This is a genomic window from Sulfuritortus calidifontis, from assembly GCF_003967275.1.
Classification (GTDB): Bacteria; Pseudomonadota; Gammaproteobacteria; order Burkholderiales; family Thiobacillaceae; genus Sulfuritortus; species Sulfuritortus calidifontis.
In genome coordinates this window covers 2162149-2184973 of sequence record NZ_AP018721.1, presented here as the reverse complement: position 1 = coordinate 2184973, position 22825 = coordinate 2162149, and the positions used below count along the sequence as shown (strand labels likewise).

Here is a 22825-nt window from a genome sequence, read left to right as displayed (position 1 = left end):
ATGCTTTTAGGGGTGTTGGGCGTTGTAGATCTGGGCGATGTGCGCGATCAGGCGCCGGGCCTGGGTGAGCTTGTCGGCCCGTGCCAGCGTGTGCTTGCCGGCGTCGTCGAGCAGCAGCAGCTCCACCTCGTCGGTGCCGATGGCCTCCTGCACCGCGTTGGCCACGATCAGCGGCAGATGCTTGCGACGGCGCTTGAGCTCGGCGTATTCCTCGAGGTTCTCGGCCTCGGCGGCGAAGCCGACGCAGAAGGGCGGCTTGGCCCGACTGGTGACGTTGGCCAGGATGTCGGGGTTGGGCGCCAGTTCCAGGGTGAGGATGTGGGCGTCCTTCTTGATCTTGCTCTCGCTCGGGTTGAGCACGTAATAGTCGGCCACCGCGGCGACACTGATGAAGATGTCGGCCGCATCGACCTCGGCCTCGACCGCATCCAGCATCTGCTGGGTGCTCACGATCGGGATGGTGCGGGCGCCGCGCGGCGGCTTGAGACAGGTGGGGCCGGAAACCAGGGTGACCTCGGCCCCGGCCTCGAGCGCGGCACGGGCGACGGCATAGCCCATCTTGCCCGAGCTTTGGTTGCTGATGCCGCGCACGGCGTCGATCGCCTCGAAGGTGGGGCCGGCGGTGATCAGCACCTTGAGACCGGCCAGGCGCTTGGGCTGGAACTGGCCGGCCAGGGCCTCGATGAGCTCTTCCGGTTCCAACATGCGGCCCAGGCCCACCTCACCGCAGGCCTGCTCGCCTTCGGCCGGGCCGAGGAACATCACGCCGTCCTGTTGCAATAGCGCGACGTTGCGCTGGGTCGCCGGGTGTTCCCACATCTGCACGTTCATCGCCGGCGCCACCAGGAGCGGGCAGGTACGGGCCAGGCACAGGGTGGACAAGAGGTCGTCGGCCCGGCCCTGGGCCACCTTGGCCAGGAAGTCGGCCGAGGCGGGGGCGATCAGCACGGCGTCGGCGTCGCGGGTGAGGTCGATGTGGGCCATGCCGTTGTCGATGCGGTCGTCCCACAGGCTGGTGAACACCGGCCGACCGGACAGGGCCTGGAAGGTGGCCGGGGTGACGAAATGGCCGGCCGCCTCGGTCAGCACCACCTGCACGTCGATCTTCTGCTTGACCAGGAGCCGGGTGAGTTCGGCTGCCTTGTAGGCGGCCACGCCGCCGGTGACGCCGAGCACGAGGCGCTTGAGTTGGGTCGCTTCCATCCTGCGGACTTATATGGATTAATTGACGGACATTCTAATGGCCTGACAACAAAACAGGGAGCGGATTATGGCGATCAGCGATTGGCCCGCCGGCGAGCGGCCGCGCGAACGGCTACTGGCCCAGGGCGCGCCGGCCCTGTCGGATGCCGAGCTCTTGGCGATCTTTCTGCGCACCGGGGTGAAGGGCAAGAGCGCGGTGGCGCTGGCGCGCGAACTGCTCGGCCACTTCGGCGGCCTGAACCGCCTGTTCGCGGCGACCGAAAAGGAGTGTCGCGGCTTTGCCGGGCTGGGTCAGGCCAAATATGCCCAGCTCCAGGCCGTGATCGAGATGGCACGGCGCGCCCTGAGGGAAGAGCTGCATCAGGGCGACGTCCTGGCCTCGCCCGCGGCGGTGCGCGATTACCTGCGGCTCAAGCTGGCCGGGCTGCCGCACGAGGTGTTCGCCGCCCTGTTCCTCGATGCCCAGAACCGGGTGTTGGCGGTGGAGGAGCTGTTTCGCGGCACGCTTAGCCAGGCCAGCGTCTACCCGCGCGAGGTGGTGAAGCGGGCGCTCACCCACAACGCGGCCGGGGTGATCTTCGCCCACAACCATCCTTCCGGGGTGGCCGAGCCCTCGCAGGCCGACCGCTGGCTGACCGACCAACTCAAGGCCGCCCTGAATCTCATCGAGGTGCGGGTGCTGGATCATTTCGTGGTGGCCGGGCCGGAGGCGGTCTCCTTCGCCGAGCGGGGTTGGCTTTGACTCGGCCGCTTTATCCGTGATATAAATCCGCCTCTTTGGCTGGCCGTGGTCGTTCACGGTCGGTAAATCGAACTGATTTTTTTGGATTTTTTGAGATCTGGGGTGCCCAAATGGCCCGTGTATGTCAGGTGACCGGCAAGAAGCCGATGGTGGGGAACAACGTCTCCCACGCCAACAACAAGACCAAGCGCCGCTTTCTGCCCAATCTGCAGAGCCGTCGTTTCTGGGTTGAGAGCGAAAACCGCTGGGTGCGTCTGCGCGTGACCAACGCCGCGTTGCGCCTCATCGACAAGAAAGGCATCGACGTGGTCCTCGCAGAAATGCGCGACCGCGGCGAGCGCGTGTAAGGAGCTTGAGTCATGGCTAAAGGCGGACGCGAAAAGATCAAGCTGGAGTCCACTGCGGGCACCGGCCACTTCTACACCACGACCAAGAACAAGCGCACCATGCCGGAGAAGATGGAAATCTCGAAATTCGATCCGGTGGCGCGCAAGCACGTTCCTTACAAAGAAACAAAGCTTAAGTAACTTGCCTTAAGAAGTTGCCCTAGGGCTGTCAAGCCCTGCGGAGCCGGTTATCATGCGCCTAAACGGCGCATGAATCGGCGGATGAACAAGCGACTGTCTCCCATTACCAAGTCTTTGCAGCCCACCCCAACACCTGGCGGGCTTTCTTCATTTGTGGCCCGGGGTGACCGCGATGGCTGATTCGCCCTTCAGTCTCAAGCCGAGCGCGGCCGAGACCAGCTGCCCCTTCGACCGCCTGCGCTACATGGTGATCGAGGATTCGAACACCATGCGGCTCTGGCTGCGCAACGCCCTGGCCGAGATGGGCGGCAAGCGGATCGACACCGCCACCAGCTACGGCGATGCGATCAACCGGATCAAGAACCGCGGCGAGATATACGACGTGGTGCTCTGCGACTACATCCTGTCCGACGCCCGCGACGGCCAGCAGCTGCTGGAGGAGATCCGCCGGACCAAGGCCCTGCCGTCCTCGGCCATCTGGCTGATGATCACCGGCGAGAACACCTACGAGCAGGTTTTCTCCGCCGCCGAGCTGGCGCCGGACGACTATCTGCTGAAACCGGTCTCGCCCAAGATCCTGCTCGATCGCCTGGAGAAGGCCTGGCTGCGCAAGCAGGCGCTCAAGCCCGCCATGGATCTGTTCGACGACGGCAAGTTCGCCGAATGCATTGCCGTTTGCCGGGCCGGCATTCAGGCCGAGTCGCCCTACAAACTCGATCTTTTGCGCCAGATCGGCGAGGCCATGCTGGCCCAGGGCCATTTCCAGGAGGCGCACCGCCATTTCGAATCCATCGTCGCCGAGTATCCCCGCCTGCCTTGGGCCAGGCTGGGCGCGGCGCGGGCCTATTTCATGCTCGAGCGCCACGACGAGGCGCAGGAGCTGCTGGAGCAGCTGGCCATCGAGAACCCGGATTTCCTCCATGCCCAGGATTGGCTGGCCAAGGTGCACGAGAAGAAGGGCGATCTCGAGGCGACCAAGCAGATCCTCAATGAGCTGATCGAAAAGAACCCCAAGGCGCTGCATCGGCATCGGGAGATCGTTCGCGCCGCGGTAGCGACCGGCGACGAGCAGACCGCGCGCAAGGCCTACGAGCTGATGCACACCCACGGCAAGGGCTCGTCCTTCGTCCAGCCTGCCGATTTTTGCGCCTATGCCACCCTGCTGGTGAAACAGGGTGGCAACGAGGCCGGCGAGAAGCTAGCCAGCCTGAACAAGCAGATGATGGACTTCCATCATGGCAAGCCGGAATTCAACTTCGCCAATTCGATGTTGAAGTTCTCGCGCGCGAGCGTGCTCAAGGACGACAGCGCGATGAAGCAGGCCTATAAGTCGATGCAGGTCGCGCTCGGGGATATGCTGGAGACCGACAACGAGCAGCGCATGGCCATGCTGCAGGCCGCGGTGGCCGTGGGCGACGAGGTCAAGGCGGCCGATCTGGTACGCGGGCTCTATGCCGATTTCCATGGCAACGACCAGATGCTGAACCGGGTCGATGCGCTGCTCGAAGGCACCGCGGGTGCCCAGTTCAAGGCGCTCAAGGCCGCGGCCCTGAAAGAGGTGGAGGATCTCAACCGCCGCGCGATCAACATCGCCAAGGGCGGCCAGCTACGCGAGGCGGTCAACGAGTTCATCCGCCTGGCCGAGAACCATCCGATCCTGGCGATCACGCTCAACGCCTCGGTCGCTATCGTCAAATGGATGGAAGAGAACGGCCCGGAGCCCTATCTCACCAACAAGCTGGAGCAATACATCCAGTTCATGAAGAAGCGCGACCCAGCCAACCCCAAGCTGGCAATGATCATCGAGGCGCAGTCGCTACTGGAGCGCAATTTGGACAAAGGCAAGGCCGCTGCGGCAAAGAGCTGACTGCGTCCGGCCGGTAAACGAAAACGGCGCCAAGGACGCCGTTTTTTATTGTGGCGGAGCGATGCGCTCAGGCATAGCAGCGCAGCTTGAGGGAGAAGTCCCTCAGCGCCTCGATCCCGCTCTGCTCCGCCCGTTGGCACCAGTCCTGCAGTTGCTTGATCAGTTGTTCCTTGGTCGCGCTGGAGCGCTCCCACAAGGCCGTGAGCTCTTGCCGCATCTGGTAGATGGTGCGCAGTTTCGGGCTCTGAGCCAGCACGGCTGCCAGTTGGGCCTGTTCCTGTTCGTTCAGGCTGCGGCGCTCGCGCAGCAGCCAGCCACGCAGTCGGCGCGGTTTGGCCTGCCTCAGATCGGGCAGTGCCTCGCGCAGCGTGTCCAGTTCTCGGGCGCAGACCTGCCTGACCGAGCGGGCGTAGCGGGTCAACACGTCGTAGCGGTGGGTGACGATGCTGGCGAGCAGATCGCCGTCGCACAGGTGCTTGACCTCGCCCCAGCGCACACGGGGGGCGATCTTCTTGACCCGGGCCAGACCGAGCAGCGCCAGCAGGCGGATATAGGCCCAGCCGATGTCGAATTCGTACCAGCGGCTGGAGAGCTTGGCCGAGCTGCCATAGGCATGGTGATTGTTGTGCAGCTCCTCGCCGCCGATCAGGATGCCCCAGGGCACGATGTTGGTGCTGGCGTCCTCGCAGGCGTAGTTGCGATAGCCCCAGTAATGGCCGACGCCATTGATCACGCCGGCGGCGAAGAAGGGGATCCAGAGCATCTGCACCGCCCAGATGGTCAACCCGATCGGCCCGAACAGCAGGACATCGATGGCCAGCATGAGCAGGATGCCCTTGGTGCTGTGCGGTGTGTAGACGTGGCGTTCGAGCCAGTCGTCCGGTGTGCCGTGGCCGTATTTCTCCAGGGTCTCGGCATTGTCCGCCTCGGCCCGATAGAGCTCGGCGCCTTCCAGCAGCACTTTCTTCAGGCCCTTGATCTGCGGGCTGTGCGGGTCCTCCGCCGTCTCGCACTTGGCGTGGTGTTTGCGGTGGATGGCGACCCAGGCACGGGTCGTCATGCCGGTGGTGAGCCAGAGCCAGAGGCGGAAGAAATGCATCACCGCCGGGTGCAGGTCGAGCGCGCGGTGCGCCTGGGAGCGGTGCAGGAAGATGGTGACGGCGGCGATGGTGACATGGGTCAGCGCCAGGGTGACGATGACGTAGCCCCACCAGGGGAGGGTGATCAGACCATTCAACATACGCGGGGTGAACCTTTCAAAAGGGTGATGCCTTGGATTGTAGTAATAGGCGCGTCAAGGACTACTTGTTGACGATTTCGACCACCCGGTGCGGGTAGGGGATTTCGATGCCTTCGCGCTGGAAGGCTTGCCAGATGGCCCAGTTGATCTCGGAGCGCAGCGCCATCTGGCCTTCTTCCGGATCGGCGATCCAGAAGGCGAGCTCCAGGTCGATCCCGCTCTCGCCAAAGCCTTTGAGCAGGACCGCCGGCGAAGGTTCCGGCAATACCCGGCTGCGGCCGGCGACAGCGCCGAGCAGGGCCTCCCGGGCGCGCTCCAGATCGGTGCCGTAGGCCACCTGCACCGGCATGGTGACCCGGTTGTTCGGGTTGGCCAGGGTGTGGTTGATCACCGTGGTGGTGATCAGGGCCTCGTTCGGGATGATCGCCTCGGTGCCATCCAGCGCCCGGATCACCGTGTAGCGGGTGGCGATGCGCTGGACCTGGCCGAAACGGTCGCCCACGGTGACCATGTCGCCGATGCGGATGGACTGGTCGAGCAGCAGGGTGAAGCCGGAGACGTAGTTGCTGGCGATCTTCTGCAGGCCCAGGCCGATGCCGACGCCGAGGGCGCCGCCGAACACCGAGAGCACGGTGATGTCGATGCCGACCAGGGGCAGGGCGATCAATACCGCCAGCACCAGCAGCAGGCTGCGGGTGAGCTTGGTCAGCGCCAGCTTCATGTTGACGTTGAGCGGGCTCGCCTCGATGAAGCGCTGCTCGATCAGGCGCGCCGCCCAGAGCGCCACCATCAGGGTGATGACGATGGAGATCAACGCCAGGAGCACGCTGTAGAGCGAAAGCCGCTGCTTGCCGACGGTAAAGCCGACGGCGTCGAGCGCGGCGATCAGGCCGTCGAGATAACCGGTGATGTGCAGCGCCAGCACGCCCCAGACCAGCCAGGAAACGGTGTGCTCGAAGATGCGCAGCGCCGGGCTGGGCTGGAAGATCCGGCGCAGCAGGGCGAAGCTGGCCTGGACGATCAGCAGGGAGAGCAGCAGCGGCACCGCGAGGTTGAGCAGATGCACGCTCTGCCAGTGGGCGAGGACGCTGCGCCCGATCAGGACGAGCAAGAGCATCAGGGCCGGCAGGGCCACGCGGTTGCCGGCATGCTCGCCCCATTTGGCCCGCCACGTGGGCGACAGCTGGCGCCGGATGGCGTGCAACGCCAGGCGGCCCAGGGCAAAGGCGGCGATCAGCAGGATGAGCTGGCCGATCAGGGCGAAGTCGGTCAGATCGGCGAGCAGTGGTTCAAGCAGGTTCTCGGTTTGTCGTTCGGTCATCATCGCTTGCGATAGGGCAGGGAATGGGTACGGTGGCGGCGCCAGTTGGCGGCGTAGGCGTCGGCCAGCAAGGGGTTGCCGCGCAGCAGCAGCGCATTCTCCGCATTGCGGTACTGGGCGGCGTGGGTGAAGTTGAAGCTGCCCGTGATCACCGTGGCCGTTGGCTGGCCGGCATCGATCACCATGATCTTATTGTGGGCGGCGGCGTGCTGGCCGTCCAGATAGACCGGGATGCCAGCGGCGGCCAGCTGATCGATCCGGCTGGTCTTCACCGTTTCCGCCTGCTCGGGGTCGGCCAGCAGTTGGACCTCGACGCCGCGCCGCCTGGCCGCGATCAGGGCCTCGGCGATGGCCGCGTGGGTGAAGCTGAAGGCCTGCACCAGGATCTGGCGCCTGGCCTGGTGGATGGCGCTGACGATCAGGGCGCCGGCATCGTCTCCCGGGGTGAAGGCGACCTGGATTTGGCCCTGGGCCGAGAGGGTCAGCGGCTCGCTGGCCAGGGCGGGCGGGCACAGGCCGCAGGCCGCGAGCAGCCAGAGCCAGCGCCTCACGCCGTGCGCTCCAGGACGGCGGCGAAGAAGGCGTCGGTGCCGTGCGCGGCCGGGTCGAGCTGCAGGTAGTCGGCCATCGCGAGCGGGATCTGCTGCGCCGTAAGCACCGCGCCGGCCGGCACCAGTTTGAATTCGGGATGAGCGGCGAGGAAGGCCTCGACGATGGCCTCGTTCTCTTCCCGGAGCAGGCTGCAGGTGGCGTAGACCAGGCGGCCGCCGGGCTTGAGCAGGGTCGCCGCCGCGGCCAGGATGCTCGCCTGCTTGGCATTGAGCTCGGCCAGACCGGCCTCGGTCTGGCGCCATTTCAAATCCGGGTTGCGGCGCAGGGTGCCGGTGCCGGAGCAGGGGGCGTCGACCAGGACGCGGTCGAACTTGCCCGCCAAACGTTTCACCTTGCTGTCGCGCTCGCTGGCGATCAGTTGTGGTTGCACGTTCGACAGGCCCGAGCGTTTCAGTCGCGGCTTCAGGTTGTTCAGCCGCTTTTCCGAGACGTCGAAGGCATAGAGTCGGCCGGTCGAGCGCATCAGGGCCCCGAGCAGCATGGTCTTGCCGCCGGCCCCGGCGCAGAAGTCGCACACCATTTCGCCGCGTTTCGGCGCCAGCAGCAGACCGAGCAGTTGGCTGCCCTCATCCTGCACCTCGATCTGGCCGCTGAGGAACAGCGGGTGTTTCTGCAGGGCGGGCTTGTCCTTCAGACGGATGCCCAGGGGCGACCAGGGCGTGGCCTCGGCCGTCAGGCCTTCGTCCTGCAACTGGGCGAGCACGGCCGCGCGATCGGTGTTGAGCGGGTTCACCCGCAAATCGAGCGGCGCCGGCCGGTTCAGGGCGCCCAGCAGTTCCGGCAGCCGCGCGCCGTAAGTCGCCTGTAGGCGTTCGTGCAGCCAGTCGGGCAGGTCGAGCTGCACGGCCACGGGCTGATCGTCCAGCTTCGCCGCCTTGACCTCTTTCAGCCACTTGAACTCGCCTTCGCGCACCAGGGGCTCGAACTCGCGCAGGTTGTGACCGCCATGACGGGCGAGCCAGGCCAGCAGCAATTGCCGGCCGTTGCGCCCGCCGCAGAGCGCCTCCAGGCTGCGCAGGTGGCGCAGCACGCCATACACCGCCTCGGCGACGAAGGTGCGGTCGCGCGCGCCGAGCTTGGGGTGGTCGCGGAAGAAACGGGAAAGCGCGGCATCGGCCGGGTGGCGCAGAGGCAGGACCATGGCCAGGGCGCTGCGGGCGGCATCAATTTGTGTCGGTGTCATGGCTCTTGCCGTAAGTGAGCAGGAAATCGAGGAAGGTGCGGGCGACCACGGTGAGCGGCCGCTCGGCCGGATACACCGCATGCCACTGGCGGCGGATGGGGAAACCCTTGGCGTCGAGGATGGCAAATTGGTCCGGGCTATGCAAGGCCAGGGAGTGCTGCGATAGCACCGAGATGCCCAGGCCGGCCAGCACCGCCTGTTTGATCGCCTCGCTGCTGCCCAGTTCCATGCGCGGGGTGAGAGCCAGGCCCTGGCTGGCGAACAGGCGCTCCACCGCCTTGCGCGTGCCGGAGCCTTCCTCGCGCATCAGCCAGGGCTCCTCGATCAGGCGGGTGAGCGGGATGTTGCGCTTGAGCGCGAGCGGGTGGTCGGGCGCGGCGATGACCACCAGCGGGTTTTCCATGAAGGGCTGGGCGGTGACCGCCAGGTTCACCGGCGGCTGGCCCAGGACGTAGAGGTCCTCCAGGCCGGCGGCCAGGCTCTCCAGCGCCTGCTCCCGGTTGACCACGCGCAGCGCGACCTTCACCCCGGGGTGCAGCTTGGCGAATTCGCCTAACAGGCGGGGCACGAAATAGGTCGCGGTGGTGATCGCGGCCAGGCGCAGAAAGCCGCCGGCTAGGCCCTTGCGCGCCACCAGGCCCAGCTCGAAGCGCTTGAGCGAGCGGATCACCTCGCGGGCCGAGATCGCCAGCTCCTCGCCGGCACCGGTCAGGCGCACCCGCTTGCCGTCCTGCTCCAGCAAGGGCTGGCCGACCACCTCGGCCAGTTTCTTCATCTGCATGGAGACGGCCGGTTGCGACAGGTGCAGTTCCTCGGCGGCGCGGGTGATCGAGAGCTGCCGGGCGACGGCCTCGAAGATCTTGAGTTGGCGGATGGTGAGAGGAAGCATGACGCGAATTATAAGTCCCTAATTATGCAAAACATCAAAAACCATGATTTTTTCTTATGGGTGGCCGGGCGTATAGTTCGCCCTGCCTTAGCAAGGGTTATTCAGACCTGATTGGGGCCGGGTTTTCCGGTCGCAGGGCTGACTTATTTAGCTTATTCGTATCTCATTAGGAGCATATCCATGGATCAATCCGCACGCTACGCCGACCTGTCCCTGAAAGAAGAGGACCTGATCGCCGGCGGCAAACACATTCTCTGCGCCTACAAGATGAAGCCGAAGGCCGGCTACGGTTATCTCGAGGCCGCGGCCCACTTCGCCGCTGAGTCCTCCACCGGCACCAACGTCGAGGTCTGCACCACCGACGAGTTCACCAAGGGCGTGGACGCGCTGGTCTACCACATCGACGAAGCCACCGAAGAGATGCGCATCGCCTACCCGATCGACCTGTTCGACCGCAACGTGATCGACGGCCGCATGATGATCGTCTCCTTCCTGACCCTGACCATCGGCAACAACCAGGGCATGGGCGACATCGAGTACGCCAAGATGTACGATTTCTACATGCCGCGCCGTGCCATCGAGCTGTTCGACGGCCCCGCCGTGGACATCAGCAACCTGTGGCGCATCCTGGGCCGCCCGGTGGTCGACGGCGGTTACATCGCCGGCACCATCATCAAGCCCAAGCTCGGCCTGCGCCCGGAGCCCTTCGCCCAGGCCGCCTACCAATTCTGGCTGGGTGGCGACTTCATCAAGAACGACGAGCCCCAGGGCAATCAGGTGTTCGCCCCGATGAAGAAGGTCATGCCCCTGGTCTATGACGCCATGAAGCGCGCCATGGACGAGACCGGCGAGGCGAAGATCTTCTCCGCCAATATCACCGCCGATGACCACGCCGAGATGATCGCCCGCGGCGAGTACATCCTGGAGACCTTCGGCCCCGACGCCGACAAGGTCGCCTTCCTGGTCGACGGCTACGTCGGTGGCCCCGGTATGGTCACTACCGCCCGCCGTTACTTCTCCCGCCAGTACCTGCATTACCATCGCGCCGGCCACGGCGCCGTGACCTCGCCCAGTTCCAAGCGCGGCTACACCGCCTACGTGCTGGCCAAGATGTCCCGTCTGCAGGGCGCCTCCGGCATCCACGTCGGCACCATGGGCTACGGCAAGATGGAAGGCGACAAGGACGACCGCGCCATCGCTTACATCATCGAGCGCGACGAGTACCAGGGTCCGGCCTACTACCAGAAGTGGTATGGCATGAAGCCGACCACGCCGATCATCTCCGGCGGCATGAACGCGCTGCGCCTGCCTGGTTTCTTCGAGAACCTGGGACATGGCAACGTGATCAACACCGCCGGCGGCGGCTCCTACGGCCACATCGACTCCCCGGCCGCCGGTGCCAAGTCGCTGCGCCAGGCCTACGAGTGCTGGAAGGCCGGTGCCGACCCGATCCAGTGGGCCAAGGAGCACAAGGAATTCGCCCGTGCCTTCGAGTCGTTCCCGAACGACGCCGACAAGCTGTTCCCCGGCTGGCGCGAGAAGCTGGGCGTGCACAAGTAATCGGACGACGGCTTGCGCTAACGCGAGAAACGCCCCCGGCATGCTGGGGGCGTTTTTTCTTCCGGGGGCGGAACCCCCGATGCCGATATGGATATTTCGTCCGTATTCAGGGACGGCCCACTGGCTGTCCCTGAATGCGGATTCGTTCAGGAGAGCACACCATGACGGACAAGGAGCAATACAAGGTTCACCAGGAACCCTACTACCAGGCCCAGGGCAAGGAAGTGCAGCTCTACGAGGCCGCCTACCGCAACCGCTTGCCGGTCATGGTCAAGGGCCCCACCGGCTGCGGCAAGTCGCGTTTCGTCGAATACATGGCCTGGAAGCTGAACAAGCCACTGATCACCGTGGCCTGCAACGAGGACATGACCGCCTCCGACCTGGTCGGCCGCTACCTGCTCGAAGCCAACGGCACCCGCTGGCTGGACGGCCCGCTCACCACCGCCGCGCGCATCGGCGCCATCTGCTACCTGGATGAAATCGTCGAGGCCCGGCAGGACACCACCGTGGTCATCCACCCGTTGACCGACCACCGTCGCACCCTGCCGCTGGACAAGAAAGGCGAGCTGGTCACAGCCCACCCCGATTTCCAGCTGGTCATCTCCTACAACCCCGGCTACCAGAGCCTGATGAAGGACCTCAAGCAGTCGACCAAGCAGCGCTTCACCGCCTTCGACTTCGACTACCCCGAGGCCGAGCTGGAGACCACCATCCTGGCCAAGGAAACCGGCCTCGATCCGGCCGTCGCGGCCAAGTTGGTCAAGATCGGCCAGACCGCGCGCAACCTCAAGGGCCACGGCCTGGACGAGGGCATCTCGACCCGCCTGCTGGTCTACGCCGCCACCCTGATCAAGGACGGCGTCGAGCCGCGCGAGGCCTGCTACATGGCCCTGGTGCGGCCGATCACCGACGACGCCGACATCCGCGAAACGCTGGACCACGCCATCGATGCCACCTTCGTCTAGAGGCCATGCATAAATCTACTGCGCAGCCCGATGTCGTTCCTGCGATGCTCGACCTGCCACTTGCACGGCTGCGCTTCTCGAAACGAACTCGGGCTGCCCGCCACGATTTCTGCGCGACCTCCATGGTTTAGGAGTTTCACATGAGTGAAGCCGAAACCGAATACCAGCATCCCCTGATGGCCACCTACTGGAAGCAGCTCAACAGCGGCTTCCCGCGGGTGAAGGAGGTGTTCGAGGACACCATGGCCGAGGCCCTGGCGGCGCTCTCGCGCGAGGGCCTGTCGGCCTATCTCGATGCGGCCAGTTTCCTCGGCCGCATGGGCCGCGGTGACGAGCCCATTCTCGCCTTCCTCGAAGAGTGGCCCTCGGTGGCCAAGGCCCTGGGCGAAGAGGCGCTGGTGCCGGTGATGCAGGCCGTCCACGCCATGCACAAGTCGCCCAACGGCAAGGCCATCGCCCCCTTCATCCAGACCCTGGCTCCGGTGGCGCGCCGGCTGCATTCGCTGGAGCAGCTGCAACACTACCTCGACATCGCCCTCGACCTGATGGCCCGCACCACCGGCTCCATCCACGGCCACCACACCACCTTCCCCAGCCCCGGCCTGCCCGAGTTCTACCGGCAGGCGCCGTTCCTGTTCTCGCAGCTGTCGATGGCAGGCGTGCGCAACTGGGTGGAATACGGCATTCGCAACTATCGCAACCACCCCGAGCGTCAGGCCGAGTACTTCGCGCTGAAGTCCGCCGACAGCCGCGCCGTGATGCAGCGCGAGCGCCACGGCGTGCTGTTCGCCGATGTCGAGCGCAAGCTGGATCTGTACCTGCGCGGGCTGTGGCAGGAGGCCGCGCAATTGGTGCCGTATTCCACCGCCTTCGACGAGCTGCGCAAGCCCATGCCCTATTACGACAAGCTGGGCATGCGGGTGCCGGACGTGTTCGACAGCCGCGAAGGCGTGCAGGGTATCGACCGCTACCGCGCCGTGCTCGCGCACATGGTCGGCCACCGCCGCTGGACCACGCAAATCATTGCCGACAACTACAGTCCGCTGCAGCGCATGTGCGTGGAGTTCTTCGAGGACTGCCGCATCGAGACCCTGCTCTGCCGCGAATACCCCGGCCTGAAAAGCATCTTCCTCGCCTTGCACCCGCAGCCGCGTGAAGACGCCTGCGACCCGGAGACCATGTCCTGCCTGCGCCACCGCCTGACCCTGCTCTCGCGCGCGCTGCTGGATGAAAACCACGGCTACCGCAACCCGGCCATCCTCGAGTTCGTGGCGCGCTTTCACGAGATCATGGCGCCCAGTGCATCAGAGCGGCGCGAATCCAGCACCCGCGAAATCGCCGATCTGGCCCTGGCCTTCTCCGCCCGCACCCGCCGCCAGAGCGACCAATTCGCCAAGGTCTACTTCGATGACACCGTCATCGACTACCGCGACGACAACCGCCATTTGTGGCAATACATCGAAGACAGCGACGACGAGGACTACTTCGACGACCCGGACAAGAAGCAAAAGAAAGAGGCCGAGGTGCAGTCGCTGCCGCCGCGCCACTATCCGGAGTGGGACTACCACAGCCAGACCTACCGGCCGGACTGGGTGAGCCTGTACGAGCACCTGCATCCCAAGGGCAACGCCGCCGAGATCGATCGGCTGCTGCAAAAGAACGATGCCCTGGCCAAGCGCCTCAAGCGCATCCTCGACCTGCTCAAGCCGCAGGACAAGGTGCGCATTCGCTACCAGGAAGAAGGCAGCGAACTGGATCTGGATGTGGCCATCCGCTCGCTCATCGACTTCAAGGGTGGTGCCACGCCCGACCCGCGCATCAACATGAGCCACAAGACCAGCGGCCGCAACATCGCCGTCAGCCTGGTGCTCGACCTGTCGGAATCGCTCAACGAAAAGGTGGCCGGCTCCGAGCAGACCATCCTGGAATTGAGCCAAGAGGCGGTGTCGCTCCTGGCCTGGGCCATCGAGCGCCTGGGCGACCCCTTCGCCATATCGGGCTTTTACTCCAACACCCGGCACGACGTGCGCTTTTTGCACATCAAGGGCTACTCGGAAGGTTTCACCGACGAGGTGAAGGCGCGCCTGGCCGCCATGGAGGCCGGCTGGTCCACCCGCATGGGCGCCGCCATGCGTCACGCCGCCCACTACCTGGAAGCGCGCCCGGCCGACAAGAAGCTCCTGCTCATCCTCACCGACGGGCAGCCCGCCGACGTCGACGTCCAGGACGAAAAGCTGCTGATCGAAGACGCCCGCCGTGCCGTGCGCGAGCTGGACCAGAAGGGTATCTTCAGCTACTGCATCAACCTCGATCCCAAGGCGGACGAGTATGTCGGCGAGATCTTCGGCCGGCAGTACACGGTTGTGGACAACATCCAGCGCTTGCCGGAGAAACTGCCAGAGCTCTTTATGGCGCTTACCAAGTAAGCATCATAAATGGCAGCTTCTCAGTGCAGGCTAACCCGCATGGGCGCAGGTCAAGCGCAGCGGCCGGTCGGCTATCGGGCGTCCTGGCGGCGCGGTGTTGCCGTACCTTTCTTTCCGCGTCCGGCGGTCAGTGCGGCTGTGGGAGCGAAGCCCAGATCGTGCGAGGGCTGCATCAGAAAGTCGATGAAGGCCCGGGCCACGACCGAGGGCTGGCGGCTGGCCGGATAGACCGCGTACCAGTGGCGCTGGATGGGAAAACCCTCGGCGTCGAGCACGGCAAAGTGGTCGGTCTGCTGCAGGGCGAGGGCATGGCTGGACAGGGCCGAGATGCCCAGGCCGGCCAGGATGGCCTGCTTGATCGCCTCGTTACTGCCCAGTTCCAGACGCGGCCGGATTTCCAGGTTGTGTTCGGTGAACAGGCGCTCGATGGCCTTGCGGGTGCCGGAGCCGGGCTCGCGCATGAGCCAGGGTTCCTTGGCCAGTCGCTCGAGCGGGATGTGCTTTTTGCCGGCCAGGGGGTGGCTGGGCGCGGCGAGCACGATCAGGGGGTTGTCCATGAAGGGCTGGGCGACCACGTTGATCTCTTCCGGTGGCTGGCCGAGGATGTAAAGGTCGTCCAGGTTGTCGGCCATGCTGGCCAGCACCTGTTCGCGGTTGGTCACCTTCAATGAAACCTCGATGCCGGGATAGCTTTGGGCGAATTCGCCGAGCAGACGGGGCACGAAATACGAGGCGGTGGTGATGGCCATCAGTTTCAACCGACCCTTCTTCAGGCCCTGGCGTTCGGCCACCGACATGGTGAAGCGGTCGAGGGTGCCGAAGATCTCGCGGCTGGCCTGGGCCAGTTCGCGGCCGGCGTCGGTGAGCTGCACCTTCTTGCCCACCATCTCCAGCAGCGGGGTGCCGACGATGTCGGTCAGCTTCTTCATCTGCATGGAGATGGTGGGCTGGGTCAGGTGCAGTTCCTCGCTGGCGCGGGTGAAGCTGCCCAGGCGGGCGATGGCCTCGAAGATCTCGAGCTGGCGAAAGGTGGTATGGTGGCGCATGAAAACGAATTATAGATATTTATCTATGATCGTTATAGAAAAAAGTGACTGTTATTTATGATCTCCCGGCGGCAAGATTCGCCCACCTCGGATTGGCCACCCCGGCTTTAGAGGTTTGACGAATCCTTGCTAAGGAGATTGAGATGGCTGTTAAGACTTACAACGCTGGCGTGAAAGAGTATCGCCAGACCTACTGGATGCCCGAATACACCCCCCTGGATACCGATATCCTGGCGGTGTTCAAGATCACCCCCCAGCCGGGCGTGGACCGCGAGGAAGCAGCCGCCGCCGTGGCCGCCGAGTCTTCCACCGGTACCTGGACCACCGTCTGGACCGACCTCTTGACCGACCTCGACTACTACAAGGGCCGTGCCTACAAGATCGAAGACGTGCCTGGTGACGACACCTGCTTCTACGCCTTCATCGCCTACCCGATCGACCTGTTCGAAGAGGGTTCCGTCGTCAACGTGTTCACCTCGCTGGTCGGCAACGTGTTCGGCTTCAAGGCCGTGCGCGCCCTGCGCCTGGAAGACGTGCGCTTCCCGATCGCCTACGTGAAGACCTGCGGCGGCCCGCCGCACGGCATCCAGGTCGAGCGCGACATCATGAACAAGTACGGTCGTCCGCTGCTGGGCTGCACCATCAAGCCCAAGCTGGGCCTGTCCGCCAAGAACTACGGCCGCGCCGTTTACGAGTGCCTGCGCGGCGGTCTGGACTTCACCAAGGACGACGAGAACGTCAACAGCCAGCCGTTCATGCGTTGGCGCCAGCGCTTCGACTTCGTCATGGAAGCCATCGAGAAGGCCGAGCGTGAGACCGGCGAGCGCAAGGGCCACTACCTGAACGTGACCGCCCCGACCCCGGAAGAGATGTACAAGCGTGCCGAGTACGCCAAGGAAATCGGCGCGCCCATCATCATGCACGACTACATCACCGGCGGCTTTACCGCCAACACCGGCCTGGCCAACTGGTGTCGCGACAACGGCATGCTGCTGCACATCCACCGCGCCATGCACGCCGTGCTGGACCGCAACCCGCACCACGGCATCCACTTCCGCGTGCTGACCAAGATCCTGCGTCTGTCCGGTGGTGACCACCTGCACTCCGGCACCGTCGTCGGCAAGCTGGAAGGCGACCGCGAAGCCACCCTGGGCTGGATCGACATGATGCGCGAATCCTTCGTGCCGGAAGACCGTTCGCGCGGCATCTTCTTCGACCAGGACTGGGGCTCCATGCCCGGCGTGATGCCTGTCGCCTCCGGCGGCATCCACGTGTGGCACATGCCCGCCCTGGTCACCATCTTCGGTGACGACTCCGTGCTGCAGTTCGGTGGCGGCACCCTGGGTCACCCCTGGGGCAACGCCGCCGGCGCCGCCGCCAACCGCGTCGCGCTGGAAGCCTGTGTGGAAGCCCGCAACAAGGGCGTCGCCATCGAGAAGGAAGGCAAGGCCGTCCTGACCGAGGCCGCCAAGCACAGCCCCGAACTGAAGATCGCCATGGAAACCTGGAAAGAGATCAAGTTCGAATTCGACACCGTGGACAAGCTGGACGTCGCCCACAAATAAGAGTCGGCAGTCATCAGAAGCCGGTTGGCAGCAAGAACGGGGTTCTTCTGCCAACTGCCAACTGCCAACTGAGCACTTTCCTGAAAGGAAACAAAATGTCTGATGTGATGGATTACAAAAGCCGCCTGAGCGATCCCGCCAGCCGCAAGTTCGAGACCTTCTCCTACCTGCCCGCCATGAAGGCCGAGGACATCCGCAAGCAGGTGGAGTACCTGGTGAAGAAGGGCTGGAACCCGGCCATCGAGCACACCGAGCCCGAGCACCTGATGGACTCCTACTGGTACATGTGGAAGCTGCCGATGTTCGGCGAGACCGACATCGATCGCATCCTGGCCGAGGCCGAGGCCTGTCACAAGGCCAACCCGAACAACCACGTTCGCCTGGTCGGTTATGACAACTTCGCCCAGAGCCAGGGCGCTGCCATGGTGATCTACCGCGGCAAGACCGTTTAATTACGCGGCACGGGTAAAACCCTAAAAAAGCCCCCGTCGCCGCGAGGCACGGGGGTTTTTGTTTGCCCGCCAAGCGTAAGGCTACATACGCTTGGCGGACGAATAAGACCTGCAAGAGGACAAGACATGAGCAACATCATCGATCAGTACCGCATCACCCAAGAGCCCTATTACCGTCCCGTCGCCGACGAGGTGGAACTGTTCGAGGCCGCCTACTCCGTGCGCATGCCCATGATGCTCAAGGGGCCCACCGGCTGCGGCAAGACCCGCTTCGTCGAATACATGGCGCACAAGCTGAACAAGCCGCTGATCACCGTGGCCTGTAACGAGGACATGACCGCGAGCGACCTGGTCGGCCGCTTCCTGCTTTCGGCCTCCGGCACCCAGTGGCAGGACGGTCCCCTGGCCATCGGCGCCCGCCACGGCGCCATCGTTTACCTCGACGAGGTGGTCGAGGCCCGGCAGGACACCACCGTGGTCATCCACCCGCTGACCGACAACCGCCGGGTGCTGCCGCTGGAGAAGAAGGGCGAGCTGGTGCACGCCCACCCGGATTTCCAAATCGTCATCTCCTACAACCCCGGCTATCAGTCGCTGATGAAGGACCTCAAGCAGTCGACCAAGCAGCGCTTCGGCGGCCTCGACTTCACCTATCCCGAGCACGGCATCGAGACCGAGATCGTCGCCCACGAGGCGGGCATCCCGGCCGAGGTGGCCGGCAAGCTGGTGTCGATCGCCGAGCGTTCGCGCAACCTCAAGGGCCACGGCCTGGACGAGGGCCTGTCGACCCGGATGCTGATCTACGCCGGCAGCCTGATCGCCAAGGGCGTCGATGCCAAGGCCGCCTGCCGCGTCGCCCTGGTCCGTCCGATCACCGACGACCCGGACATGCGCGACGCCCTGGATGCCGCCGTGACCACCTTCTTCTGAGCGGGCGCAGGATGATCCGCAAGAACCCCAACGGCGACCTGCCGCAGATCGACGAATCGGCCTATGTCGATTTCACCGCCATCGTCTGCGGCAAGGTGATCGTCGGCCCCAACGTCTTCATCGGCCCCTATGCCGTGATCCGCGCCGACGAGACCAAGGCCGACGGCACGCTGGAGCCGATCGTGATCGGCGCCAACTCCAACATCCAGGACGGCGTGGTGATCCATTCCAAGTCGGGCGGCAAGGTGGTGATCGGCGAATACACCTCGATTGCCCATCGCTCGATCATCCATGGCCCCTGCGAGGTGGGTAACCGGGTCTTCGTCGGCTTCAACTCGGTGCTGTTCAATTGCGTCGTGGGCGACGATGCGGTGATCCGCCACAACTCGGTGGTGGAGGGCTGCCATGTGCCGGCCAAGTTCCATATCCCGTCGACCACGACCATCCACTCCGACACCGACCTGAGCGGCATCGAGCAGGTGACGCCCGATTTCTCCAGTTTTTCCGAGGACGTGGCCCGGACCAACATCTCGCTGGTGCAGGGCTACAAGAAGCTGCACAACGAGTTCTAGGGCACGCCTCGCAAAAGGATAGAGTGAGATGTCCATCAATCTAGACGACTACGCCGAACTGCTGGAAGACCTGTCCGAACACAGCCGGGCTGCGCTGGACGCCAACTGGCACGAGGCGACCAAGGTGTTCAGCCCGCGCGGCCTGGACAACTATCTGAAGGGCGTGTCGGCCATCCGCGGCCTGGGCCGCGGCGATTCCCTGGTCGAGACCTGGATCGAGGAAGCGCCCCAGGTGGCCAAGGAGGTGGGCGAGGACGTGGTGGCCGACCTGGCCACCTCGGCGCTGATGCTGGCCTCCAAGACCTCGGGCGCGGTGATCGAGCTGCTGCTGGCCACGGCGCCGACCGCGGCCAATCGCCTGGGCGACGGCCAGCTCTTCCTCAATTACCTGCAGTTCATCAACACCCTGATCGCCCAGGCGCCGCGCGGCGTGCGGCCGATGCTGGACAAGCTGGAGGTGCTGTTCCAGAACCTGACCCTGGGCGGCCTGCGCCGCTGGGCGCTGTGGGGCGCCCATGCCCACCGCACCAACTACGAGGAGCAGATCAAGTATTTCGGCCTGGAGACCAAGGAGTCTCTGGCCATGCTGCAGAAGGAGCGCAAGGGCACCCTGCTGGTCGACGTCCAGCGCCGGATCAACATGTACCTGCGCGCATTGTGGGCGCGCGACTTCTTCATGCGGCCGACCTCGGGCGACTTCGAGTCGCGCGAGGGTTACCGGCCCTATATCGAGGACTACCTGCTGCACCTGCCCGATGCCTACGACGATTTCAAGATCGAGGGCCAGGAGCCGGTGTCCGGCCTGGAGCTGTATCGCGCCACTGCCGCCCATTGTGCTGCGCACGTGGTCGAGACCAAGACGCCGATTTCGGCCGAGGCGCTGAATCCGATGCAGATGGCGGTGATCTCGGTGATCGAGGACGCCCGGGTCGAGACCCTGTCGATCCGCCGCTTCCCCGGCCTCAAGCAGTTGTGGAGCCGCCTGCACACGGCGACGCCGGCGATGAACGCCACGGTCGGCGACTACCTCAACCGCCTGGCCCGCGCCCTGCTGGACGAGACCTATGTCGACGACGATCCCTGGGTCAATGAGGGCCGCGCCTTGTTCGCCGCCGCCCAGGACAGGCTGGACAGCAACGCCACCTCCTGGGAGATCGGCGTGCAGCTGGCACACAGCCTGACCGAGAAGCGGATCGCCTTCAATCCGCGCACCGATCTGCTCACCGCGCCCTACCGAGACGACAATCGCTATTTCTGGGCCTTCGAGGAATTCGATTTCGAGAAGGCGGCCAGCGCCGGCTACGAGTCGGTCAAGCAGGTGCGCAAGTACGTCAACGTGATGGAGATGGCGAACGAGATCGACGTCGAGACCGCCGGCGACGACGCCCAGGAGATCTGGGTGCTGGGTACCGAGTTGTTCCCCTACGAGAACATCGGCGACGAGAGCGGCGGCAAGTCGTTCAATGAGCTGGAGGGCAAGGAGCCCATATCCGATCCCTTCCACTACTCGGAGTGGGACTACCAGATTCAGCTCGAGCGTCCGGCCTGGGCCACGGTGCTGGAGAAGCGGGGCAAGTCCGGCGATCTGCAGCTGATCAACGACATCGCCGCCCAGTACAAGCGCGAGATCCATCGCATGAAGTTCCTGCTCGACGCCATGCAGCCGCAGGGCGTGCAGCGCATCCGCAAGCTGGAGGACGGCGACGAGATCGACATCAATGCGGCGATCGCCAGCTTCACCGATATCCGTCTGGGCAACCAGCCGGATCCGCGGATCATGATGCGCTCGGTGCGCAAGACCCGCGACTTCTCCATCCTGGTTCTGCTTGACCTGTCCGAGTCGACCAACGAGATGGTGCAGGGCCAGGACTACTCGGTGCTCGACCTGACCCGGCGCGCCTGCGTGCTGCTGTCGGACGCCATCGCCAAGGTGGGCGATCCTTTCGCCATCCACGGTTTCTGCTCCGACGGCCGGCACAACGTCGAGTACTACCGGTTCAAGGACTTCGACCAGCACTGGGACGAGGCGCCCAAGGCCAAGCTCGCCGGCATGACCGGCCAGCTCTCCACCCGCATGGGCGCGGCCATCCGCCACGCCGGCCATTACCTGAAATTGCAGCGTTCGGCCAAGAAGCTGCTCATCGTCATCACCGACGGCGAGCCGGCCGACATCGACGTGCGCGACCCGCAATATCTGCGCTACGACACCAAGAAGGCGGTGGAGGAGGTGGCCAAGCACGGCGTGACCACCTACTGCATGAGCCTGGACCCGCGCGCCGACAACTACGTCAGCCGCATCTTCGGTCAGAAGAACTACATGGTGGTCGACCACGTCGAGCGTCTGCCGGAAAAACTGCCGCTCCTCTATGCCGGCTTGACCCGCTAACGCATGAGTATGGTAGGTGGTGGCCAGGACGAAGGGCGGCAGTTTTCGGCGCAGGCTAACATCGGCCATGCCGATGTTAAGCGAAGCGGCCGCAGCCAAAAGCCCCTGCTCCTCTACGCAGGTTTAACCCGCTGATGCACGGGACCCATAGTGCTACTTGATTTACCCTCTCCCAACGGGAGAGGGTGGCGAAGCCGGGTGAGGGAATGGGCGCCCTGTCGGGCGCCCTCTTTCTCACCCTGTCCTCCGATAAGCCTCCATCCTTCGGTATCCCGGTGGGAAAGGGTCAAATACATTTGTTTCGGATCAATTAAGCGAAGCGGCCGCAGCCCAAAGCCGGCTTGCCCCTATGCCGGGCTGATCCCCTGACCGCGCATCCTGTGGTCTAATGTCGGCCCTGGCGCGGACGGGGAATCCCGCCCGCGCCGGTGAAAGACCCATCAAGGACAAAACGAGTCGATCATGGACAAGAGTTACGTTGGCTTCAACAACGACAAGCACGGCATGACCCAATTGGGCCGCATCGTGCTGGATGCCTGGCTGTTCGGCTTTCTGCCGGAGACCGAGGACTGCACCGGCTGGGACATGGGCCGCATGCAGGCCCTGATGGACCGGGTGGAGAAGGAGTGGGACAAGTACGGCAGCCTGCCCAGCCGCCTGCCCGACGACCTGCGTCAGCGCCATAAGGAGTTGTACGAGAAGGCAATGGCAATAGCACGGGTCAAGGGCTGGAATCCGGAATTGGGCGAAGACGACTGACGGAGGTGGCCATGTTGCAACTGTTTGAGCGGTTCTTCGAAAAGACCCTGTGGAGCGGCCGCTTCGTCGTGGTCGTCGCCGTGGTGGCGAGCATGGCGGCGGCCACGGCCATCTTCTACATGGCCACGGTCGACGTGGTCTACCTGGTCGGTCACATGCTGCATTACGCCGATCCGAGCTTGACCGCCGATGCCCGCAAGGCCGTCCACGACGAGACCATCACCCACGTGGTCGAGGTGGTGGACGGCTACCTGCTGGCCACCTTCATGCTGATCTTCGCCTTGGGCATGTACGAGCTGTTCGTCAGCGACATCGACGAGGCGCGCGGCAGCAAGACTTCGAGCAAGATCCTGGTGATCGAGAGCCTGGACGACCTGAAGGCCCGCCTGGCCAAGGTGATCCTGATGATCCTGATCGTCACCCTGTTCGAGGAGGCGCTGAAGATGCACCTCGACACCACGCTGGACCTGCTCTATCTGGGCGGCGGCATCGCCCTGGTCGGCCTGGCCCTCTACCTCACGCACAAGTCCGAATCCCACGGCAAAGAGGCCGAAGAGGCCCCGCCGCATTGACCTGGCGG

At 64.5% G+C, this 22825-nt stretch carries 21 protein-coding genes; 14 read left to right on the top strand and 7 right to left on the bottom strand.

Going from position 1 to position 22825, the window contains the following annotated elements:
* Nucleotides 1-6: 6 nt before the first annotated feature.
* Nucleotides 7-1203 carry a bifunctional phosphopantothenoylcysteine decarboxylase/phosphopantothenate--cysteine ligase CoaBC gene (gene coaBC, locus EL388_RS11135; protein WP_126463481.1) on the bottom strand — a complete coding sequence of 399 codons (1197 nt, stop codon included), beginning with the start codon at nt 1201-1203 and terminating at the stop codon, nt 7-9.
* Between the two features lie 67 nt (nt 1204-1270).
* Here coaBC and radC point away from each other — a divergent pair, with 67 nt between their 5' ends.
* The 4 genes from radC (at nt 1271) to EL388_RS11115 (ending at nt 4339) form a co-directional block, all read left to right on the top strand.
* The gene (gene radC / locus EL388_RS11130; protein ID WP_126463479.1) at nt 1271-1945 is read left to right on the top strand and encodes a RadC family protein; all 675 of its coding nucleotides are present in this window, start codon (nt 1271-1273) and stop codon (nt 1943-1945) included.
* A gap of 110 nt (nt 1946-2055) precedes the next feature.
* Nucleotides 2056-2292, top strand: a complete 237-nt coding sequence (rpmB, locus tag EL388_RS11125; protein WP_126463477.1) for a 50S ribosomal protein L28 — start codon at nt 2056-2058, stop codon at nt 2290-2292.
* Between the two features lie 12 nt (nt 2293-2304).
* Nucleotides 2305-2472, top strand: a complete 168-nt coding sequence (gene rpmG / locus EL388_RS11120; RefSeq protein WP_126463475.1) for a 50S ribosomal protein L33 — start codon at nt 2305-2307, stop codon at nt 2470-2472.
* A 172-nt stretch (nt 2473-2644) separates the two neighbouring features.
* Complete coding sequence (locus tag EL388_RS11115; protein ID WP_126463473.1) at nt 2645-4339, top strand: response regulator; 1695 nt, start codon at nt 2645-2647, stop codon at nt 4337-4339.
* A gap of 67 nt (nt 4340-4406) precedes the next feature.
* Here EL388_RS11115 and EL388_RS11110 read toward each other — a convergent pair whose 3' ends face one another.
* The 5 genes from EL388_RS11110 to EL388_RS11090 all read right to left on the bottom strand — a co-directional run bounded on the left by EL388_RS11110 (nt 4407) and on the right by EL388_RS11090 (nt 9584).
* Complete coding sequence (locus EL388_RS11110; protein ID WP_126463471.1) at nt 4407-5579, bottom strand: DesA family fatty acid desaturase; 1173 nt, start codon at nt 5577-5579, stop codon at nt 4407-4409.
* Nucleotides 5580-5640: 61 nt separating this feature from the next.
* On the bottom strand, nt 5641-6900 hold the full coding sequence (locus tag EL388_RS11105; protein WP_232019124.1) for a mechanosensitive ion channel family protein: 1260 nt from the start codon (nt 6898-6900) through the stop codon (nt 5641-5643).
* On the bottom strand, nt 6900-7451 hold the full coding sequence (locus EL388_RS11100; RefSeq protein ID WP_126463467.1) for a phospholipase D family nuclease: 552 nt from the start codon (nt 7449-7451) through the stop codon (nt 6900-6902). The genes EL388_RS11105 and EL388_RS11100 overlap by 1 nt, the downstream gene beginning before the upstream one ends.
* Nucleotides 7448-8695: an RsmB/NOP family class I SAM-dependent RNA methyltransferase gene (locus EL388_RS11095; RefSeq protein WP_172599399.1), complete on the bottom strand. Its 1248-nt coding sequence runs from the start codon at nt 8693-8695 to the stop codon at nt 7448-7450. The genes EL388_RS11100 and EL388_RS11095 overlap by 4 nt, the downstream gene beginning before the upstream one ends.
* Nucleotides 8676-9584 (bottom strand): LysR family transcriptional regulator, encoded by a 909-nt coding sequence (locus EL388_RS11090; protein ID WP_126463463.1) that lies wholly within the window; start codon nt 9582-9584, stop codon nt 8676-8678. The genes EL388_RS11095 and EL388_RS11090 overlap by 20 nt, the downstream gene beginning before the upstream one ends.
* A gap of 180 nt (nt 9585-9764) precedes the next feature.
* Here EL388_RS11090 and EL388_RS11085 point away from each other — a divergent pair, with 180 nt between their 5' ends.
* The 3 genes from EL388_RS11085 to EL388_RS11075 all read left to right on the top strand — a co-directional run bounded on the left by EL388_RS11085 (nt 9765) and on the right by EL388_RS11075 (nt 14535).
* Entirely contained in the window at nt 9765-11144 is a 1380-nt protein-coding gene (locus tag EL388_RS11085; protein WP_126463461.1) for a ribulose-bisphosphate carboxylase, read from the top strand.
* A gap of 161 nt (nt 11145-11305) precedes the next feature.
* Nucleotides 11306-12109: a CbbQ/NirQ/NorQ/GpvN family protein gene (locus EL388_RS11080; protein WP_126463459.1), complete on the top strand. Its 804-nt coding sequence runs from the start codon at nt 11306-11308 to the stop codon at nt 12107-12109.
* Between the two features lie 140 nt (nt 12110-12249).
* Entirely contained in the window at nt 12250-14535 is a 2286-nt protein-coding gene (locus EL388_RS11075; protein WP_165919128.1) for a nitric oxide reductase activation protein NorD, read from the top strand.
* 71 nt (nt 14536-14606) lie between these two features.
* Here EL388_RS11075 and EL388_RS11070 read toward each other — a convergent pair whose 3' ends face one another.
* Nucleotides 14607-15581 (bottom strand): LysR family transcriptional regulator, encoded by a 975-nt coding sequence (locus EL388_RS11070; protein ID WP_126463457.1) that lies wholly within the window; start codon nt 15579-15581, stop codon nt 14607-14609.
* A gap of 143 nt (nt 15582-15724) precedes the next feature.
* Between EL388_RS11070 and EL388_RS11065 the strand changes: the two genes are divergently transcribed.
* The 7 genes from EL388_RS11065 (at nt 15725) to EL388_RS11035 (ending at nt 22817) form a co-directional block, all read left to right on the top strand.
* Nucleotides 15725-17146 (top strand): form I ribulose bisphosphate carboxylase large subunit, encoded by a 1422-nt coding sequence (locus tag EL388_RS11065; RefSeq protein ID WP_126463455.1) that lies wholly within the window; start codon nt 15725-15727, stop codon nt 17144-17146.
* A 95-nt stretch (nt 17147-17241) separates the two neighbouring features.
* Nucleotides 17242-17598 (top strand): ribulose bisphosphate carboxylase small subunit, encoded by a 357-nt coding sequence (locus EL388_RS11060; protein ID WP_126463453.1) that lies wholly within the window; start codon nt 17242-17244, stop codon nt 17596-17598.
* A 126-nt stretch (nt 17599-17724) separates the two neighbouring features.
* A complete protein-coding gene (locus tag EL388_RS11055; protein WP_126463451.1) occupies nt 17725-18528 on the top strand; it encodes a CbbQ/NirQ/NorQ/GpvN family protein in 804 nt (267 codons plus the stop codon).
* Nucleotides 18529-18539: 11 nt separating this feature from the next.
* Nucleotides 18540-19100: an LbetaH domain-containing protein gene (locus EL388_RS11050; protein ID WP_126463449.1), complete on the top strand. Its 561-nt coding sequence runs from the start codon at nt 18540-18542 to the stop codon at nt 19098-19100.
* 28 nt (nt 19101-19128) lie between these two features.
* On the top strand, nt 19129-21486 hold the full coding sequence (locus EL388_RS11045; RefSeq protein WP_126463448.1) for a nitric oxide reductase activation protein NorD: 2358 nt from the start codon (nt 19129-19131) through the stop codon (nt 21484-21486).
* A gap of 462 nt (nt 21487-21948) precedes the next feature.
* Nucleotides 21949-22245 (top strand): hypothetical protein, encoded by a 297-nt coding sequence (locus EL388_RS11040; protein WP_126463446.1) that lies wholly within the window; start codon nt 21949-21951, stop codon nt 22243-22245.
* Nucleotides 22246-22256: 11 nt separating this feature from the next.
* Nucleotides 22257-22817, top strand: a complete 561-nt coding sequence (locus EL388_RS11035) for a YqhA family protein (RefSeq protein ID WP_172599398.1) — start codon at nt 22257-22259, stop codon at nt 22815-22817.
* Nucleotides 22818-22825: the final 8 nt, after the last annotated feature.

Bases quoted from the DNA above. Each gene is read 5' to 3' on its own strand.
- coaBC (WP_126463481.1), bottom strand. From the start codon at position 1,203: ATGGAAGCGACCCAACTCAAGCGCCTCGTGCTCGGCGTCACCGGCGGC.
- radC (WP_126463479.1), top strand. From the start codon at position 1,271: ATGGCGATCAGCGATTGGCCCGCCGGCGAGCGGCCGCGCGAACGGCTA.
- rpmB (WP_126463477.1), top strand. From the start codon at position 2,056: ATGGCCCGTGTATGTCAGGTGACCGGCAAGAAGCCGATGGTGGGGAAC.
- rpmG (WP_126463475.1), top strand. From the start codon at position 2,305: ATGGCTAAAGGCGGACGCGAAAAGATCAAGCTGGAGTCCACTGCGGGC.
- EL388_RS11115 (WP_126463473.1), top strand. From the start codon at position 2,645: ATGGCTGATTCGCCCTTCAGTCTCAAGCCGAGCGCGGCCGAGACCAGC.
- EL388_RS11110 (WP_126463471.1), bottom strand. From the start codon at position 5,579: ATGTTGAATGGTCTGATCACCCTCCCCTGGTGGGGCTACGTCATCGTC.
- EL388_RS11105 (WP_232019124.1), bottom strand. From the start codon at position 6,900: ATGACCGAACGACAAACCGAGAACCTGCTTGAACCACTGCTCGCCGAT.
- EL388_RS11095 (WP_172599399.1), bottom strand. From the start codon at position 8,695: ATGACACCGACACAAATTGATGCCGCCCGCAGCGCCCTGGCCATGGTC.
- EL388_RS11090 (WP_126463463.1), bottom strand. From the start codon at position 9,584: ATGCTTCCTCTCACCATCCGCCAACTCAAGATCTTCGAGGCCGTCGCC.
- EL388_RS11085 (WP_126463461.1), top strand. From the start codon at position 9,765: ATGGATCAATCCGCACGCTACGCCGACCTGTCCCTGAAAGAAGAGGAC.
- EL388_RS11080 (WP_126463459.1), top strand. From the start codon at position 11,306: ATGACGGACAAGGAGCAATACAAGGTTCACCAGGAACCCTACTACCAG.
- EL388_RS11075 (WP_165919128.1), top strand. From the start codon at position 12,250: ATGAGTGAAGCCGAAACCGAATACCAGCATCCCCTGATGGCCACCTAC.
- EL388_RS11070 (WP_126463457.1), bottom strand. From the start codon at position 15,581: ATGCGCCACCATACCACCTTTCGCCAGCTCGAGATCTTCGAGGCCATC.
- EL388_RS11065 (WP_126463455.1), top strand. From the start codon at position 15,725: ATGGCTGTTAAGACTTACAACGCTGGCGTGAAAGAGTATCGCCAGACC.
- EL388_RS11060 (WP_126463453.1), top strand. From the start codon at position 17,242: ATGTCTGATGTGATGGATTACAAAAGCCGCCTGAGCGATCCCGCCAGC.
- EL388_RS11055 (WP_126463451.1), top strand. From the start codon at position 17,725: ATGAGCAACATCATCGATCAGTACCGCATCACCCAAGAGCCCTATTAC.
- EL388_RS11050 (WP_126463449.1), top strand. From the start codon at position 18,540: ATGATCCGCAAGAACCCCAACGGCGACCTGCCGCAGATCGACGAATCG.
- EL388_RS11045 (WP_126463448.1), top strand. From the start codon at position 19,129: ATGTCCATCAATCTAGACGACTACGCCGAACTGCTGGAAGACCTGTCC.
- EL388_RS11040 (WP_126463446.1), top strand. From the start codon at position 21,949: ATGGACAAGAGTTACGTTGGCTTCAACAACGACAAGCACGGCATGACC.
- EL388_RS11035 (WP_172599398.1), top strand. From the start codon at position 22,257: ATGTTGCAACTGTTTGAGCGGTTCTTCGAAAAGACCCTGTGGAGCGGC.